Annotated in this window: 14 protein-coding genes; 11 read left to right on the top strand and 3 right to left on the bottom strand. The window is 67.0% G+C overall.

Annotation, left to right across the window (positions count from 1 at the left end):
- Window positions 1–269 precede the first annotated feature (269 nt).
- Window positions 270–1,013 carry an NAD(P)/FAD-dependent oxidoreductase gene (locus tag QX204_RS12435; RefSeq protein ID WP_301906863.1) on the top strand — a complete coding sequence of 248 codons (744 nt, stop codon included), beginning with the start codon at window positions 270–272 and terminating at the stop codon, window positions 1,011–1,013.
- 922 nt (window positions 1,014–1,935) lie between these two features.
- On the opposite strand, the gene QX204_RS12430 is transcribed toward QX204_RS12435, so the two are convergent.
- On the bottom strand, window positions 1,936–4,113 hold the full coding sequence (locus QX204_RS12430) for a malate synthase G (RefSeq protein ID WP_301906862.1): 2,178 nt from the start codon (window positions 4,111–4,113) through the stop codon (window positions 1,936–1,938).
- Between the two features lie 234 nt (window positions 4,114–4,347).
- On the opposite strand from QX204_RS12430, the gene QX204_RS12425 reads away from it, so the two are divergent.
- Window positions 4,348–4,989, top strand: coding sequence for a TetR/AcrR family transcriptional regulator (locus tag QX204_RS12425; RefSeq protein WP_301906861.1), 642 nt, complete (start codon window positions 4,348–4,350; stop codon window positions 4,987–4,989).
- A 2-nt stretch (window positions 4,990–4,991) separates the two neighbouring features.
- Window positions 4,992–6,281 (top strand): acyl-CoA dehydrogenase family protein, encoded by a 1,290-nt coding sequence (locus QX204_RS12420; RefSeq protein WP_301906860.1) that lies wholly within the window; start codon window positions 4,992–4,994, stop codon window positions 6,279–6,281.
- A gap of 62 nt (window positions 6,282–6,343) precedes the next feature.
- Here the strand turns inward: QX204_RS12420 and QX204_RS12415 are convergent, their stop codons facing one another.
- A complete protein-coding gene (locus QX204_RS12415) occupies window positions 6,344–6,796 on the bottom strand; it encodes a winged helix-turn-helix transcriptional regulator (protein ID WP_301906859.1) in 453 nt (150 codons plus the stop codon).
- 82 nt (window positions 6,797–6,878) lie between these two features.
- Here QX204_RS12415 and QX204_RS12410 point away from each other — a divergent pair, with 82 nt between their 5' ends.
- The 7 genes from QX204_RS12410 (at window position 6,879) to QX204_RS12380 (ending at window position 16,199) form a co-directional block, all read left to right on the top strand.
- Window positions 6,879–8,090, top strand: coding sequence for an MFS transporter (locus QX204_RS12410; protein WP_301906857.1), 1,212 nt, complete (start codon window positions 6,879–6,881; stop codon window positions 8,088–8,090).
- A 10-nt stretch (window positions 8,091–8,100) separates the two neighbouring features.
- Window positions 8,101–10,248 (top strand): choline BCCT transporter BetT, encoded by a 2,148-nt coding sequence (gene betT, locus QX204_RS12405; RefSeq protein ID WP_301906856.1) that lies wholly within the window; start codon window positions 8,101–8,103, stop codon window positions 10,246–10,248.
- Between the two features lie 11 nt (window positions 10,249–10,259).
- A complete protein-coding gene (locus tag QX204_RS12400) occupies window positions 10,260–11,774 on the top strand; it encodes an aldehyde dehydrogenase family protein (protein WP_301906855.1) in 1,515 nt (504 codons plus the stop codon).
- On the top strand, window positions 11,771–13,324 hold the full coding sequence (locus QX204_RS12395) for a GMC family oxidoreductase (RefSeq protein ID WP_301906854.1): 1,554 nt from the start codon (window positions 11,771–11,773) through the stop codon (window positions 13,322–13,324). Before QX204_RS12400 ends, QX204_RS12395 begins: the two co-directional genes overlap by 4 nt.
- Window positions 13,325–13,600: 276 nt before the next feature.
- Entirely contained in the window at window positions 13,601–14,140 is a 540-nt protein-coding gene (locus QX204_RS12390) for an HNH endonuclease (protein WP_301907982.1), read from the top strand.
- A complete protein-coding gene (locus QX204_RS12385; protein ID WP_301906853.1) occupies window positions 14,137–14,391 on the top strand; it encodes a WhiB family transcriptional regulator in 255 nt (84 codons plus the stop codon). Before QX204_RS12390 ends, QX204_RS12385 begins: the two co-directional genes overlap by 4 nt.
- Window positions 14,392–14,531: 140 nt before the next feature.
- The gene (locus QX204_RS12380) at window positions 14,532–16,199 is read left to right on the top strand and encodes a VWA domain-containing protein (RefSeq protein ID WP_301906852.1); all 1,668 of its coding nucleotides are present in this window, start codon (window positions 14,532–14,534) and stop codon (window positions 16,197–16,199) included.
- 24 nt (window positions 16,200–16,223) lie between these two features.
- On the opposite strand, the gene QX204_RS12375 is transcribed toward QX204_RS12380, so the two are convergent.
- The gene (locus QX204_RS12375; RefSeq protein ID WP_301907981.1) at window positions 16,224–17,060 is read right to left on the bottom strand and encodes a Vgb family protein; all 837 of its coding nucleotides are present in this window, start codon (window positions 17,058–17,060) and stop codon (window positions 16,224–16,226) included.
- Between the two features lie 179 nt (window positions 17,061–17,239).
- Between QX204_RS12375 and QX204_RS12370 the strand changes: the two genes are divergently transcribed.
- Complete coding sequence (locus QX204_RS12370; RefSeq protein WP_301906851.1) at window positions 17,240–17,824, top strand: TetR/AcrR family transcriptional regulator; 585 nt, start codon at window positions 17,240–17,242, stop codon at window positions 17,822–17,824.
- The last annotated feature ends 1 nt before the right edge of the window (window position 17,825 follow it).

The following is a 17,825-nucleotide window of genomic DNA, read 5'->3' as shown; positions in this document are numbered from 1 at the left end:
GGCACTGGTCGGGAAGCCGCTGTCTTTCGCTGCCGGTTTGGCCGACGCTCAGCTGCCTATCCCCGCTGCCCGGCCAGGGTCGATGTTGGCGCCGCTGCTCGCCCATCGAGTTGCGTTCGATATCGCGTCGACTGGTCGGACCAGCCGTTGTCGACGCACGGGAACAACACTCCCACACCGACGGCCCCGGCCCCGCCCCCGCAACGACGTTGGCGGTGTCGTCGAACGACGCGAATCTGACCATCAACACCTGAGGCGACGGGAAAGGCATGTCAAAGAACCCGATTCAATCTGCGCTTATTCAGCAGGTCACGCGAGACGACAGGCGCACGCACGTCTTCTTCTGGACCGAGCTCTGCATCGCCGCCGGGGTCAGCGTGGTCGGCAACGCGACCCAAGCCGTCCTCCACGAATACGCACTCGGAGGCCTCTACATTCCCAGCGACGGGGCTGCAGACCCGACCGCTGTGACCAACGCTCTAACCGACGCTGCAGAAAGAGACGGCGCCCACTTCCCCTGGAAGACACGCGTCCATGACCTCGAGAGCGAGCAAGGCACGGTCTCCGGAGTACGTGTCGGCGAAGACGGTCAGGTACTGCGGGCCGAACATGTGGTACTCGCAGCCGGGATCTGGAGTCCCGCACTGGCTAGACACGCTGGAATCTGGCTACCCATGGTCAGCGTAGAACACCCCTACATCTACACCACCGAGCTACCCGACCTCGACAACTCCATCATTGACGAACCCATCGTCCGTTACCCAGACCAAGGGGTCTACACCCGGCGCCACGGCCGCCGATATGGCTTGGGCAGAGACTCCCATGCACCACTGCCCATTGACCCCACCGCCGCGTTGGCATCCGCCGGGTACCCCTTTCGAGAGAAAGAATTCGGGGACACCATCGCAAAGGCAATGGATGTTGGCGCCGCCGCTGCATGTTCAGATGCGCATATCTATATTTATACATGCCTACACACGAGTCTTTCAGACCGGATGTCCGAGCGGAGTTGATCTCAGCTCTTTCCACCGCTCAATCCGAAGCCCGTCACCTCGTGCTACAGACAAAAGGTCGCACCGAATCTCTGCGGTCGCACCCACGATCGCGCCGCTGCGCAAAGTGGCATCAGTCGACGCGCTGATTCGGCAGACGTACGCAGAACTGACCACTGCGCTGGATTTCCACCGGGCAAGTTACTCCGCCATCGATATCCACAGCTCTGCGCTCTGGTTGCGCGCCCGCAAGACGACACACCGCAACTGGATAACGCGACACCCCAACCACTGTCACCGGAGGAACGTCGCTGTGCCACTACCCGGCGACCGGCCGTCGTCACACCTCGAAGCCGCCGCCCGGCGACACGATAACGATCCCGCTGGGTCCGCCCAAGTACATCGTGGCACCGGTGCTCTAGCGCTCCTACGGTCAGGATCGATCGCACCGGTATCTCCCAATGACTCCTGTTATCGAGGAAGACACCGCTCGTCCGAGGATGTCCGATCTAGTCGGCGAACAACGCTGCACAGCGATTGAGCGAGAACGCGGATATGGCAATCATCCAGTTAGCCGTCTGATTGCTGGACGCTAAAACTGACCCGCGCGTCGCACTCCGACACGCCGACGGCCGGGCGACTACATGGCGAGCGTCTACATATATGCGCCCGGGTATCGGGCAGTTCGTGAAGAGGTCCGTAGATACACCGGACTGCCGCAAGACCAGGCGGATCACCGCAAGGTCAGCCCCGAAGGAGAGACCCGAATCCACTGGTAGACCACTTCTATGGACGATGTCGACACGGTCCGCGTGTGACCGTTTTGAGCGTGAGGAGCCGGCATCCAAGGTGATCTCGGGTGAGGCCCCGCCTCGGATGTCTCCGACGCGGGGCCTCAGACGAAAAGAGCTGCTACGAGCTACTTTTCAAGGACTCGACACTTCTACTTCTGCGCGGCCTTGAACTCGCGGCGACGCCGGTGCAGGATCGGCTCGGTGTAGCCGTTGGGCTGCGTGGTGCCTTCCAGGACCAGTTCCTTGGCGGCCTGGAACGCGATGTTGTCATCGAAGTTCGGGGCCAGCGGGCGGTAGGTCTTGTCGTTCGCGTTCTGGCGGTCGACGACCGGGGCCATCCGCTCGAGGCTGGCGATCACGTCGGCCTCGGTGACGATGCCGTGGCGCAGCCAGTTGGCGACCAGCTGGCTCGAAATACGCAGGGTGGCACGGTCTTCCATCAGGCCGATGTCGTTGATGTCGGGCACCTTGGAGCAGCCGACACCGTGATCGATCCAGCGGACCACGTAGCCCAGGATGCCCTGGGAGTTGTTGTCCAGCTCCTGACGCTTCTCCTCGTCGGTCCAGTCGGTGGACTGCGCGAGGGGGATCTCGAGGATCTGGTCGACGGTGGCGCGGGGGCCGCCCTTGGCGATCTGCGACTGCTGCTTGAACACGTCCACCAGGTGGTAGTGGGTGGCGTGCAGAGTAGCGGCGGTCGGCGAGGGCACCCACGCGGTGTTGGCGCCGGCCTTGGGGTGGCCGATCTTCTGCTCGAGCATGCCCGCCATCAGGTCGGGCATGGCCCACATGCCCTTGCCGATCTGTGCCTTGCCGGGCAGGCCCTTGGCCAGGCCGGTGTCGACGTTCCAGTCCTCGTAGGAGGTGATCCAGGTCTGGGCCTTCATCTCGGCCTTGCGGACCATCGGCCCGGCCTCCATGGAGGTGTGGATCTCGTCGCCGGTGCGGTCGAGGAAGCCGGTGTTGATGAACACCACGCGGTCCTTGGCGGCCTCGATGGAGCCGGCGAGGTTGACCGTGGTGCGGCGCTCCTCGTCCATGATGCCGACCTTGAGGGTGTTGCGGGTCAGGCCGAGGACGTCCTCGATCCGGCCGAACAGCTCGTTGGTGAACGCGGCCTCGTCGGGGCCGTGCATCTTCGGCTTCACGATGTAGACCGAGCCGGTGCGCGAGTTGAGGCGAGTGTTGTCACCGTTGAGCGAGTGCACGGCGATCAGCGAGGTGATCAGGCCGTCCAGGATGCCCTCGCCGACCTCGTTGCCCTCGGCGTCGATGATCGCGTCGGAGGTCATCAGGTGGCCCACGTTGCGCACGAACAGCAGCGAACGACCGTGCAGGACCAGCTCGGAACCGTCGAGCGCGGTGAACACGCGGTCGGGGTTCATGGTGCGGGTGAAGGTCTTGCCGCCCTTGGAGACTTCCTCGGCCAGGTCGCCCTTCATCAGGCCGAGCCAGTTGCGGTAACAGACGACCTTGTCGTCGGCGTCGACCGCGGCGACCGAGTCCTCGAAGTCCATGATCGTGGTGAGCGCGGACTCCAGGACGATGTCCTTGACACCGGCGGTGTCGGTGGAGCCGATCGGCGAGGTGGGGTCGACCTGGATCTCGATGTGCAGCCCGTTGTGCTTGAGCAGGATCGAGGTCGGGGCCTCGGGATCGCCCAGGTAGCCCACGAGCTGCGACGGGTCGGCCAGGCCGATGTCGGTGCCGTCTTCCAGGCCGATCTCGAGCTCGCCGTCGACGATCTTGTAGTACGACGAACCGATGTGCGAACCGGTGATCAGGGTGACGGCGTCGTCGAGGAAGTTACGGCCCCACTCGATGACCTTGTCGCCGCGCACGCGGTTGTAGCTGCTGCCCTTCTCCGCGCCGTTGGCCTCGGGGATGGCGTCGGTGCCGTAGAGCGCGTCGTAGAGCGAACCCCAGCGCGCGTTGGCGGCGTTGATCGCGAAGCGCGCGTTCATCACCGGCACCACGAGCTGCGGGCCCGCGGTGGTGGCGATCTCGGTGTCGACGTTGCCGGTGCCGATCTGGAACGGCGCGGGCTCGGGCCGCAGGTAACCGATCTCGGTCAGGAACTGCTTGTAGGCGGCCTTGTCGTAGCCGGTGCCCGGGTTCTCGCCGTGCCACGCGTCGAGCTTGCCCTGGAACTCGTCGCGCTCGGCGAGCAGCGCGCGGTTGCGCGGGGCGAGGTCGTTGATGATCTGCTCGGCGCCTGCCCAGAACGCGGCGGAATCTACGCCGGTACCGGGGAGCGCCTCGTTCTCGATGAAATCGTGAAGAACGCTCGCCACCTGGAGCCCGCCGACCTGAATCCGCTCTGTCATCTACTGCCTCACTTTGGTGAAAACCGGGTGGGATAAGTCGATGTCATGTTACCCGTGGGTAGAGGTGACACCTCGTGTGGGTTCGAACGCCCTGCGGGCTTCGTCCATTCCGCCACGCCGAGCCACCGAGGTCGGAGGCATGGGCGCGGCGGATCACCCCTTGATTGTAGGTGCGCGGACAATTAATGTACTGATCGGAACATTAAGTCGGGAGCCGGACCGAACGGAGGCACCGTGACAACCGATCCGGTATCGCCCGTGCGTCGCCGTGGACGTCCCAGGGCCACCGAGCGCGCGGACACGCGCGAGCGGATCAACGACGCGGCACTCGAGCTGTTCGCCGAACGCGGTTTCCATGCCACCGGAGTCGCCGAGATCGGCGCGAAAGCCGACGTCCAGCGGGGTGCGCTGTACTACCACATCGGCTCGAAGGAAGACCTGCTGTGGGCGATCCTGCGTGACTACACCCGGCTGCTGCTCGCCGACGCCGAACGCATCGTCGAGGCAGGCGCCGACCCCGTCGAGACCCTGCGCCTGCTGATTCGCAGCCATGTCGAACTGATCATCACGCATCGGCGCGCGGTGGCGGTCCACCTGCGCGACGCCGACGCGCTCACCCGTGAACACGCGGTCGTCCTGCAGCAGCTGCGCGATCGGCTCCAGCACCTCTGGCAAGACGTCATCGACGCCGGCCACGCGGCCGGGCACCTGCGCACCGCCGACCACATCGTCACCAACGGCATGCTCGGCATGCTCAATTCCCTCGGCTACTGGTACCGCGAGCGCGGCACCCACTCCCCTGCCGAGATCGCCGTCATCCTCACCGACACCGTCCTGTCCGGGCTACGCGCCACAGGCGACAACACGAAAGGCTGACCATGGCTTGGGATTTCGAGACCGATCCGGAGTACCAGCGCAAGCTCGACTGGGTGGCGGAGTTCGTCCGCACCGAGGTCGAGCCCCTGGATCTGCTCTACCCCAACCCCTACGACCGGAACGACCCCGAGATCCGGGCGCTGATGCGGCCGCTGCAACAGCAGGTCAAGGACGCGGGCCTGTGGGCCTGCCATCTCGGTCCCGAGCTGGGCGGGCCCGGGTTCGGTCAGCTCAAGTTGGCGCTGCTCAACGAAGTACTGGGCACCTCGATGTGGGCGCCGCTCGTCTTCGGTTGTCAGGCACCGGATTCCGGTAACGCCGAGATCCTGGCCCATTTCGGCACCGAGGAGCAGAAGGCGAAATATCTGCAGCCCTTGCTCGACGGCGAGATCGGCTCCTGCTACGTGATGACCGAGCCCACCGGCGGCTCGGACCCGACCGCGTTCCGGACCACCGCGGTCCGCGACGGTGACGAGTGGGTGATCAACGGCGAGAAGTGGTTCAACTCCGCCGCCGAGTTCGCCACCTTCCACATCGTGATGGTGGTGACCGATCCCGAGGCCGAACCCCACCAGCGGCTGTCGATGTTCATCGTTCCCGCCGATGCGCCCGGCTTGGAGCTGGTGCGCAACTTCACCGTGCCCGGGTTCAGCGAACACGAAGCACACCTGCGATTCACCGATGTCCGGGTGCCCGCCGATCATCTGCTCGGCGCCGAAGGCGCGGGGTTCGTCGTCGCGCAGACCCGCCTGGGCGGCGGTCGGGTGCACCACGCGATGCGCACGGTCGCGTTGGTACGCAAGGCCTTCGACATGATGTGCGAGCGCGCGGTCTCACGCCCGGCCCGCAAGGGCGTGCTCGGCGGCTTCCAGATGACCCAGGAGCGCATCGCCGACAGCTGGATCCAGATGGAGCAGTTCCGCCTGCTGGTCCTGCGCACCGCCTGGCGTATCGACCAGGCCCAGGACTACCGCGCGGTCCGCAAGGACATCGCCGCCATCAAGATCGCCATGCCGACCGTCATGAACGACATCGCCCGCCGCGCCCTGCATCTGCACGGCGCGATGGGCGTGAGCACCGACCTGCCCTTCCTCGACATGACCACCTACGCCGAGGTCATGGCCATCGCCGACGGCCCGACCGAGGTCCACAAGATCACCCTCGCCAAGGAAGTGCTCAAGAATTACACGCCGGCGGATCCGGTGTACCCCAGCGGGTTCCGACCCAAGCTCGTCGAAGAAGCTCGCGACCTCGTCGCCCGCCGCCTCGAACGCGAGGTCGGCAACCTCTGAGCGTGGGCCGCTGAGAAGTCCGCACGGTCATCGCCGTCGACGGTGCAAGTCGAGGTGTGGATTCAGTCCACGCGGCGCACCTCGGTGGCGTCGGCGGTGACCACAGCACCGGATCGATCGTGGGGAGACAGCTCGGCGAGCTGTCTCCCGTCACGGTCCACCAGCGTCGAGCGGGGTTCGTCGTCGGCGAAGGCATGGCGTTCTCCCCACTGCCGCAGCGCGACGATGGTGGTGAACAGGTCCTGCCCGGCGCGGGTCAGCTCGTAGACGTGACGCTTGCCGCTCGGGGTGGCGCTGGTGCGGAGGATGCCGTCCTCGACGAGTCGGCGGAGTCGGTCGGCGAGGATATTGCGCGCGATGCCGAGCCGCTGCCGGAACTCGGTGAACGAGGCCGGTCCGTCCATGGCGTCACGCACGATGAGCAGGCTCCACCGATCGCCCACCAGGTCGACGGTTCTGGCGACCGGGCACGTGGGGTCGGTCCAGTCATGCTCGGCGCCCGATGCCGGTGCCATGGCCACCTCCTTGTGGGTTGCAATTCGAAACCATTCTGCCTTACCGTCAATTGGTTTCATATTGCTACCAATCGGAGGTCGGATGGCATCGGGAATCACACGATCGCAGCGGTTGGTGCTGGCGTCGGTGTGCGCCGTGGCGGTGTCAACGATCTACGCGATCCAGCCGGTCATCGAGCCGGCAGGCGCCGAACTGGGGCTGTCACCGCAGTCATCAGGGCTGTTGGTCGCCGCTGGGCAGATCGGGTACTTCGCGGGGCTGATGCTGCTGGTACCGCTGGGCGATGTGGTGAATCGGCGTCGGCTCATCGGCGGGCTGCTGGCGCTCACCGCGGTAGGGGCCGCGATCACCGCCGCCGCGCCGAACGGTGTTGTCGCAGTGGCCGGGCTCGCGATGACCGGACTGTTCGCCGTCGTCGTGCAGGTGATGGTCGCCTATGCCGCCGCCGCGTCGGCGCCGGGTGAACGCGGCAGCAACATCGGCGCCGTCACATCAGGTGTGGTGATCGGCATCCTCGGCGCCCGAGTCGTCGCGGGAGTCTTGGGTGACATGCTCGGCTGGCGATCCGTCTACGTCGTGCTCGCCGTGCTCTGCGCGATGCTCGCTCTCGTCACCCGAGGTGGCCTGGACCCCGACGTCAGAACATCCGACAAGCGGTACACCCAGATCCTGCGGTCGATGGGACACCTCGTGGCGACGGATCGACTGTTCCTGAGCCGGGGCCTGATCACCTTTTTCCTGTTCGCGTCCTTCGGTACCCTCTGGAGTGGCCTGGCACTCCCGCTCGGCGCCCAACCCTGGTCTTTCGGCACCACCGAGATCGGGTTGTTCGGGTTGGTGGGACTCGCGGGAGCTCTCGGCGCGCGACGAGCCGGTCGGTGGGCCGATGCCGGTCGCGCCCCAGCGATCACCGGGTGGTCGCTGCTCGCGCTCGCCGCGTCCTGGTTGCTGATCGCTCGGACCGGCCCGACTCTGGCATCGCTGGTCATCGGCATCGTCGTGCTCGACTTCGCCGTCCAAGCGGTGCACGTGAGCAGCCAGCATCTGCTGACCACCGCGCACCCCGACCGCGCGGGCAGCGTCATCGGCGCCTACATGGCCTGCTACTCCCTCGGGTCGGCCCTCGGTGCGATCACGACCGCGTGGGCGTACACCTCGTGGGGGTGGTGGGCCTCCTGCGTGACCGGTGCGTTCTACGCCGTGGCAGGTCTCGTCGTATGGGGTTTCGCGACGGCTGGAACACGAGGTCGGCAACCGGTGAAGGTCCCCGATCTCCGGGCGAGAACGAACTAGCCTGCCTCGCATGGGCGGTGTCAGCAAACCCGGAGACAACGGCACTGAACTTCCACCTTCCGGGACCGCGCAGGACGTGGTCCCGGTAGCTCCCGTAGCCGGGCGGCGCTCGGTCAACAAGCCGGTGTTCGGGCTCGCGGCCGGTACCGTGCTCGCCTTCGGGATCTGGGCGTTGGCCGCACCGGAGAGCGCCGAGACCGTCGTCGGCACGGTCAAGACCTTCATCTCCACCTGGTTCGGCTGGTGGTATTTCGTGCTCGCCACAGCCATCCTCGGCCTCGTCGTTTTTCTCGGCGCCAGTCGATACGGCCGGTATCGGCTGGGGCCGGAGGAATCGCGACCGGAGTACAGCCTGTTCTCCTGGACGTCGATGCTGTTCGCGGCCGGCATCGGCATCGACCTGATGTTCTTCTCGGTTGCCGAGCCCGTCTACAACTACCTGCATCCTCCGCTCGGCGAGCCCGCCACCAACGCGACCGCTCGCAACGCGGTGGCCTGGACGATCTTCCATTACGGCATCACCGGCTGGGCGATGTACGCGCTGATGGGCGGCGCGCTCGCTTACTTCGCGTTCCGGCACAACCTGCCGTTGACGATCCGTGCCGCGCTCTATCCGATCTTCGGCAAGCGCGTGCACGGCCGATGGGGCGACGCGATCGACGTGGCCGCGGTGCTGGGCACCATCTTCGGCATCGCCACTTCGCTCGGTATCGGCATCGTGCAGCTCAACTACGGCCTGAACCAGCTGTTCGGGATTTCCCAGGGCAAGGCCGCCCAGATCGGGCTCATCGCGCTGTCGGTCACCATCACCACGATCTCGGCTACCACCGGAGTCGACAAGGGCATCCGGCGATTGTCGGAGCTCAACGTCATCATGGCGATCGCGCTGCTGATCTACATCCTGGTGGCGGGCAACACCTCGTTCCTGCTCAACGGCCTGGCCCAGAACGCGGGCGACTATCTGTCGACCTTCCCCGACCGGACCCTCGACACTTTCGCCTGGGAACGCAATCCGGAGACGGCGAACAGCCCGACGACCTGGCTGGACAGCTGGACGCTGTTCTTCTGGGCTTGGTGGGTGGCCTGGGCGCCGTTCGTCGGCCTGTTCCTGGCGCGCATCTCGCGCGGGCGCACACTGCGCCAGTTCATCTTCGGGGTGCTCGTGGTGCCGTTCAGCTTCACCCTGATGTGGATCTCGATCTTCGGCAACAGCGCACTCGAGGTCGCCAGAGACGACACAGCCTTCGCCGAGAAGACCGCCGCCCAAGCCGAACTCGGCTTCTACTCCCTGCTCGAGAAATATCCCGGCGCGACGCTGTTGCTCGGCATCGCGACCATCACCGGGCTGCTCTTCTATGTGACAACCGCCGATTCGGGATCGCTGGTCATGGGCAATTTCACCTCGAAACTGCCCGATCCGATGGCCGACTGCGCCACCGGCACCCGGATCTTCTGGTCGGCCGCGATCGGCGTGCTCACCTTGTCGATGCTGTTCGCCGGTGCGGGCGGGTCCATCACGACCCTGCAGAACGCCACCATCATCATGGGGCTGCCGTTCTCGTTCGTCCTGGCGCTGATCGGCATCGCGCTGTTGCGCGCTGTCCACAACGAGTCCTTCAAACTCGACAGCTACCGCACCTCGCTGCCCAAAGCCTTCGCCGCGGGCCGTGGCCCGGCCGAACTCAGCAGTTGGCGTCGCCGGTTGCTCTCGACCATCAACTACCCGGGGGCCGCCGCGACGCGCAAATTCATCACCGGCACCGTCGATCCGGCGATGCACGATGTCGCGGCGGAATTCGAGCACATGGGCATGACGGCGACCATCGACGATTCGCAGTCCAACGAGGGTCTGCCGTCGCCGCGTCTGCTGGTGGATCAGGCCAGTGAGCCCCGGTTCGAGTACGGCATCTGGCCGGTGTCGGCACCGGCCCCGACCTATGCCGTGCTCGCGCAGCGGTCCGACGATCGCTACTTCCGCTGTGAGGTCTACCTCGCCGAGGGATCGCAGGGCTACTCGCTCAACGGCTACAGCCGCGAGCAGATCATCGGCGACATTCTCGACCAGTACGAACGCCACCTGGGTTACCTGCATCTGCGCCGCTCGGCGACAGACCACCACGAGCCCGAAGCCGGCGACAGCACCGACAGCGATCTGTGAAGGGATCCATCATGAGCGAAACCCTCTATATCGACGGCTCCTGGCGCTCGTCGGCGTCCGGGCAGACGCGCGAGATCCGTTGTCCGGCTGACGATTCCCTCGTCGGCATCGTCGCGGAGGCAGACCGAGACGACACCGTCGCCGCGATCGCCGCGGCCCGCCGGGCCTTCGACGACGGGCCGTGGCGCAAGACCACCGCCGCCGAACGAGGCGACCTGCTGCTGCGCGTCGCCGACGCCATCGACGACAGGCGGGCCGAGTTCGTGCGCGCCGAAACCCTCGACACCGGCAAGCGCCCCTACGAGTCCGATATCGACATGTCCGATATCGCGAACTGCTTCCGGTATTTCGGCAAACTCGCCGCCGACGACGCGGGCCGCGTCGTCGACGCGGGCTCACCCGACATCGACTCCCGCGTCGTCTACGAACCGGTCGGCGTCTGCGGATTGATCACGCCCTGGAACTACCCGCTGTTGCAGGCGGCATGGAAGGTCGCTCCGGCATTGGCGGCCGGCAATACGTTCGTGCTCAAACCAGCCGAGCTGACCCCCCACACCGCCATTCTGTTGATGCAGGTGCTCGACGATCTCGACGTGCCCGCCGGGGTAGCGAATCTGGTGCTCGGTGCGGGCGCCAGCGCTGGTGCGCCGCTGTCGGAGCATCCCGATGTCGACCTGGTCTCGTTCACCGGCGGGCTGGCCACCGGCAAGATCATCGCGCGCGAGGCGGCCGCCACGGTCAAGAAAGTAGCGCTCGAGCTGGGCGGCAAGAACCCGAATGTCGTCTTCGCCGACGCCTGCGACACCGACGAGCGCCTCGCCGCGAGCGTCGACAACGCGCTCAACGCCGCGTTCCTGCACTCCGGCCAGGTGTGTTCGGCGGGGGCTCGCCTGGTGATCGAGGAATCGGCACACGACCGTTTCGTCGACGAGTTGGTGCGCCGCGCCGAGCAGATCCGGCTCGGGTTGCCGTTCGCCGAGGGCACCGAGACCGGGCCGCTGATCTCGGCGGCCCACCGCGACAAGGTGCACGCCTATGTCGACCGGGCCCGTGCCGAGGGTGCCGTCATCCGCACCGGCGGTGCGTTCGCCACCGGCGACGAGGGCTCGGGCAACCTCGACAACGGGTGGTTCTACCTGCCGACCGTCATCGACGGCGCCACCCGCGCGATGGCGTGTGTGCACGACGAGGCGTTCGGACCCACCGTGACGGTGGAAACCTTCACCACCGAGGACGAGGCCGTCACCATCGCCAACGACACCGAATACGGTCTCGCGGGCGCGGTGTGGTCCGGCGACGCCGCACGCGCGCGTCGCGTCGCGGCCCGGTTGCGACACGGCACCGTGTGGGTCAACGACTTCGGGCCGTATCTGCCGCAGGCCGAGTGGGGTGGTTTCGGCCGCTCCGGGGTCGGGCGCGAGCTCGGTCCGTCCGGACTGCACGAGTATCGCGAGGCCAAGCACGTCTACGAGAATCTCCGGCCGGGCGTCACCGGCTGGTTCGCCGATCGGGAGGAACAGCGGTGACCACATACGATTACGTGATTGTCGGCGGCGGTTCCGCGGGGGCGGCCGTCGCGTCGCGACTGTCGGAAGACCCGTCGGTGACCGTCTGTCTGCTCGAGGCGGGACCCTCCGATGTCGACGACCCGGCCATTCTGCGACTCGATCGCTGGATGGAACTGCTGGAATCGGGCTACGACTGGGACTACCCCATCGAGCCGCAGGAGAACGGCAATTCGTTCATGCGCCATGCCCGCGCCAAGGTGCTCGGCGGCTGCTCCTCGCACAACAGCTGTATCGCGTTCTGGGCTCCGCGCGAGGATCTCGACTCGTGGGAACGTGAGCACGGCGCCACCGGCTGGGGCGCCGATTCGGTGTACCGGCTCTATCCGCGGATCGAGACCAACGACGCCCCCGGCGAGCACCACGGCCGCAGCGGCCCGGTGCACATCATGACGGTGCCGCCCGACGATCCGTGCGGGGTGGCCTTGCTCGACGCGTGCGAGGCGGCCGGTATCCCGCGGGTCGAGTTCAACTCCGGGCACACAGTTGTCAACGGCGCCAACTTCTTTCAGATCAACCGGCGTTCCGATGGCACGCGATCGTCGTCGTCGGTCAGCTACCTGCACCCGAATCTGGACCGGGCGAACCTCACCGTCCGGACCGGCGCCTGGGCCAAGAAGATCGTGATCGAGAACGGGCGGGCCGTCGGGGTCGACATCACCGACAACGCGTTCGGCCGCACCACCCGGATCACCGCCGACCACGAGGTGATCGTCTGCGCCGGCGCCATCGACTCGCCGAAGCTGCTCATGCTGTCGGGCATCGGACCCACGGTTCACCTGCGAGAGAACGGCATCGAGGTGATCGTCGACTCTCCCGGCGTCGGCGCGAACCTGCAGGATCACCCGGAGGGCGTGATCGGTTTCGAGACGACGCGACCGATGGTGGACAGCTCCACCCAATGGTGGGAGGCGGGCATCTTCACCACGACCGAAGACGGCCTCGACCGACCCGACCTGATGATGCACTACGGCAGCGTCCCCTTCGACATGCACACACTGCGACAGGGCTACCCGACCGCCGAGAACACCTTCTGCCTGACCCCGAACGTCACCCATGCCCGCTCCCGCGGCACCGTGCGGTTGCGCTCGCGCGACTTCCGGGACAAGCCGAAGGTCGACCCGCGTTACTTCACCGATCCCGACGGTCACGACATGCGGGTGATGATCGCGGGTCTGCGCAAAGCACGCGAGATCGCCGCGACCGCGCCGTTGTCGGACTGGGTGCGACGTGAGCTGTATCCGGGGCCGGACGTGCGGACCGATGCCGAATTGGCCGATTACGTCCGCCTGACCCACAACACCGTCTATCACCCGGTGGGCACGGTGCGCATGGGCGCGGTCGACGACCCGATGAGTCCCCTCGACCCCGAGCTGCGGGTCAAGGGCGTCGACGGGCTGCGCGTGGCCGACGCCTCGGTGTTCCCCGCGCACACCACGGTCAACCCGAACATCACCGTGATGCTCGTCGGCGAGCGCTGCGCCGAACTCGTCGCCGCCGACCGAAAATAAATCAGCCGACATTTCGGACGCGGTATGTCACCATGATTTCACGCAGGTGATTCGCATCGGGCGAGGAACCGACGAGCAGCATCGAGAGGAGGAGACGGCCGTGAAAAAGCAAGCGCCACAGCGAGATTCGGAACATACCTATCGCCGCGCGAATTCGGCCCGGAGCGCTCTGCGCTTGGGTATCGATGGCTCCGGCCGTCTCCGGTTCGTGGCCTGACCCGCCGTTCCCTTTCTGCTCCTGACGTTCGTTCTCTTCGAAACATGGTGATTCCCATGATGATTCGTCATGCCGTCGATCCGACGGCGCCCGCATCCGAGGACTGGATACGCACGAGGGTGCTCGTGCTGAATGCCAGCTACGAGGCCCTCGACGAGATCACCGCCGACCGGGCGGTGACATTGCTGATCAGCGGCGCCGCCGAGACCGTGATCGAGCGGGCGCCGCGGTTCCCGATCCGGTCGCAGCATCTGGTCATCGCGATGCCGGAGACGATCCGGTTGGTGCGCTACGTCTACCTGGCCCACGTGGCGCCGATCGGTGACGACAGCCGCGCCACGCTGGCCGGGGTGCTGCGTCGCGACAAGCACCGGTGCGGCTACTGCGCCGACTGGGCCCACACCGTCGACCACATCCGCCCGCGCAGTCGGGGCGGACCGAATACCTGGAGCAATCTCGTCGCCTGCTGCGCACCGTGCAATGCGGGCAAGGCCGACCGCACCCCGGAAGAGGCGGGGATGCGGCTGCTGTGGGAGCCGAAGGCTCCCGACCCGCTCGCGCGCAAGCAGCGCCGGATCTGGAAGGAGTACGCGCCGTGACCACCACCGACCTCGCACTGACCGAACTGCTGACCCTGTCCGATTCGGGGCAATGGCACCGCGCCGCCTGCCGCGGTGACCCCAACCACGAGGCATGGTTTCCGTACCCGTCGCAGGACTTCGACTACGCCCGCCGGATCTGCGCCGGTTGCCCGTTGCTCGCGGGGTGCACCGAGTACGCGGCGCAGACCGGTCAGTCGGGGGTGTGGGGCGGACGTGAGTACGACCGTGGTCGCGTGATTCGTCCATGATCGGCCGGGGCCGGGTGTCCGTCGACACCCGGCCCCGGCTCCGTTCGGCATGCCGGGCTCTTGCCGGGGCTGTGACCTGGGGTGATGCGGACGGGTATGCGCTGTGCCGTGTGGTCGCGTGATGTCCTTAAACTTGCCGCGTGGGTACGCATCGCAACGGGACCAGTTCTCGAAGTATCAGCAAGGGTCCGGTTATCGCGGCATCGGTTCTCGTCCTGGTGATCGTGGCCGTGTTCGCGTGGTTCCAACTCAGCGATCGCGCCGATTCGACAGACGTCGCGGCCGCTGCCGAGTGCGTCGAAGGGGCCGCCTCGCTCGACGTCACGGTCGATCCGGCCATCGCCGGTCCGGTTCGTGCCGCCGCCGAACGGTACAACGCGAGCAAGCCGCGCGTGCGTGACCACTGCGCGCGGGTGGAAGTTTCTGCGCGCCCCTCGACCTCCGTGAGCGCCGGTCTGGCCGATGTCGCGACGTGGGATCCGGCGCTCGGGCCCAAGCCGGGGCTGTGGATCGCCGACTCGAGCCGATCGATCGAGCTGGTCCGGGTGCCCGGTCTCATCGAGGGCACGCCCGCTTCCATCGCGACCAGCCCGATTGTCCTTGCCGTGCCCGATGCCCTGCGCCAGGCGCTCGAACAGCACCAGATCGCCTGGGCCGACCTGCCGCGCTTGCAGCAGGGTTCGCTCGACGAGATCGGTTTGACCGGGTGGGGCGGGCTGCGGATGGCGCTGCCCGTCGGTGACGCGACGACCGCCACCGCGGCGGCGATCGGTTCCTCGATCTCGGGGACCGAGCCGTTGACCGAGCAGGCCGCCGGGTCGGGTCAGGTCGTTGCCGCCATCTCCGGGCTCGCCGCCGCCGCGCAGGCGCCGGCCGATCTGACGACCGCCATGTCGGCGATCAGCGCGAATCCCACCGACGACGAGGTGCACGCGGTCGCCGCGACCCAGCAGCAACTCGGCACCGGCGGACTCACCGCGTTCCGGCCGGTCGGCATCGCACCGCTGGCCGACTACCCCGCGGCACTGCTGTCGGGTCCGTGGGTGGACAAGACCCAGAATCTGATCGCGTTGCGGTTCATCGACTTCCTGCGCGCTCCGGAGCAGGCGGGCGCGCTCGCCACCGAGGGCTTCGGGCCCGCCATCGGCTCGGCGCCGGCGAATCCGGCCCGCGCGGCGCTGGCGAAGGTGCAGTCGACGCTGGCGAACCCCGTCCTCGGCGTGAACGCCACGGTCTTGCTCGACGTGTCCTCGTCGATGGGCACCGCGGAGGGGTCGACGACCCGCCTGTCGAACGCGATAGCCGCCGTCGCCTCGACTCTGCAGGTGATGCCGCCCGACTTCGGGCTCGGCCTGTGGACGTTCGGTAAGAACATCGACGGCACCACCCCGTACAAGGCGCAGGTGACCACCGATCTGCTCACCGACGCCCAACGCAACGCGGTCGGTTCGGCGGTCACCTCGGTGAAACCGAGCCAGCTCACCACGGATCAGGCCTACCCCAGCCTGCTCGCCGCCTACCGCGCCGCGGTGGCCGGGTACTCCCCCGGTCGCACGAACTCGGTTCTGCTGATCACCGACGGCCCCGACGACGACTCGACGCTGACCGGCCCCGCGCTGGTCGAGGAGATCACCGCGGCGACCACAGCGGGCAAACCTGTCCGCATCGATGTCGTGGTGATCGGCGGCCAGGGCACCCAGACCCTGCAGACCCTCGCCGACCAGACGGGCGGCACCTACACCCGCATGCCGACGAGCAACGACCTCGGCTTCGGCACCGCGGTGGTCAAGGCGCTCACCACACCGTAGCCATCGACGCCGACGCTGCCGCCGTCACGGCGAAACCTGCACCAGCGCACCGGATTCCATCGCTACCCAGAGGTTTCCGGCCGCGTCGACCGTGAGCCCGTGCGGTTCGGCGCCGGGTAGGTCGAGGTGGGCGATCTCGCCGTCGATGCTGATCCGACCGAGACGGCAGCTCGCCCACTCGGTGAACCACAGGGCACCGTCGCCGCCTGCCACGATCGCGTGCGGGCGAGCCTCGGTGTCCGGGAGGGTGAACTCGGTGACGGTGCCGTCGAGGTCGATTCGGCCGATGGCACCTGCGCCGATCTCGGTGAACCACAGTGCTCTGTCGGGGCCGGCGGTGATGCCGACCGGCGCTGCCCCTGGCGTGGGCAGCGGGTGGACCCGCAGCGCGAGCTCGGTGTCGATCCGGGCGATCGCGTTGCCCTGGTTCACCGTGAGCCACACGGCCCCATCGGGCCCCGGTGTGATCATCGAGGGCATGCCGTCGACGTCGACACGGGTGATGGCGCCGTCCGCGCCGAGTCGCGCGACCCGACCCGCCTGCAACTCGGTGAACCACAGCGCCCCGTCCGATCCGACGCACGCGCCGTAGGGGCCTTCGGTGGACTGGCTCGTCACCACACCGTCGACGGTGATGCGGCCGAGTCGACCACCTCGGAACTCGGTGAACCACAAGTCATTACCCGTCCCGGCGACGATCACCGTGGGTTGTCCGTCGGACTGCTCGAGCGGATAGGTCCGGACGACCCCGTCGGCGAATCGTCCGATCACGCCCTGCGCGACCAGCGTGAACCACAGCGCCCCATCGGGCCCGACAGTGATTCCATAGGGTGCGCCGGGCACCTCGATCACGTGCACGATCTCAGCCAAGATCTTCGATTCCTTTCTACACTCCCCGAAAACGACGGCGCTACGCCCGATCGTGCGACACCACGACCACCGCTCTGCGGTAGTCGTTGCGTGATCGATCAGTGCCCCAATCGCAACTCATGTAGCTTTAACCTACAAAACTGAGCCGACTAACGCAACGGGAGTAGTTTTTGGAACCGCAACGACGCCCCGGCGGACGGAGTGCCCGGGTCAGGGAGGCTGTTCTCGACGCGACGACGGCCGAGCTCGCCGAGCAGGGCTATCAGGGCCTCACCGTGGACGCGGTCGCCCAGCGGGCCGGGGTGCACAAGACCACCGTCTACCGGCGCTGGCGCGGCCCGGAGGGCTTGGTCGCCGACGCGCTGGAACGCGCCGCGCAGCAGTCGTGGCCGATCCCGGACACCGGCTCCCTCACCGGTGATCTGCGTGAGCTCACCGAACTGGTACGCGCGAGCTTCGCCGATCCCGAATCCGGAACGGTAGCTACGGCTTTCGTCGCGGCGGGCATGCAGCACCCCGATGCCGCGGCCGCGCTGCGCGGTTTCTATGCCGCCCGCCACGACGAGGCGGCACAGATCGTGCGACGGGCGATCGTCCGTGGTGAGGTCGCGCCCGATGTCGACGCGACCGAGATCATCCGGCTGGCCATCGCACCGCTGTTCCACCGGCTGTTCATCACCCACGAACCGGTCACTGTCGAGCAGGCACGCCGCGCCGCGGATATCGCGGCCACCGTCGCGAGAACAGACGCGTGAA

This window comes from Nocardia sp. PE-7 (assembly GCF_030486425.1).
Classification (GTDB): domain Bacteria; phylum Actinomycetota; class Actinomycetes; order Mycobacteriales; family Mycobacteriaceae; genus Nocardia; species Nocardia salmonicida_A.
This window is presented reverse-complemented; position numbering and strand designations above follow the sequence as displayed.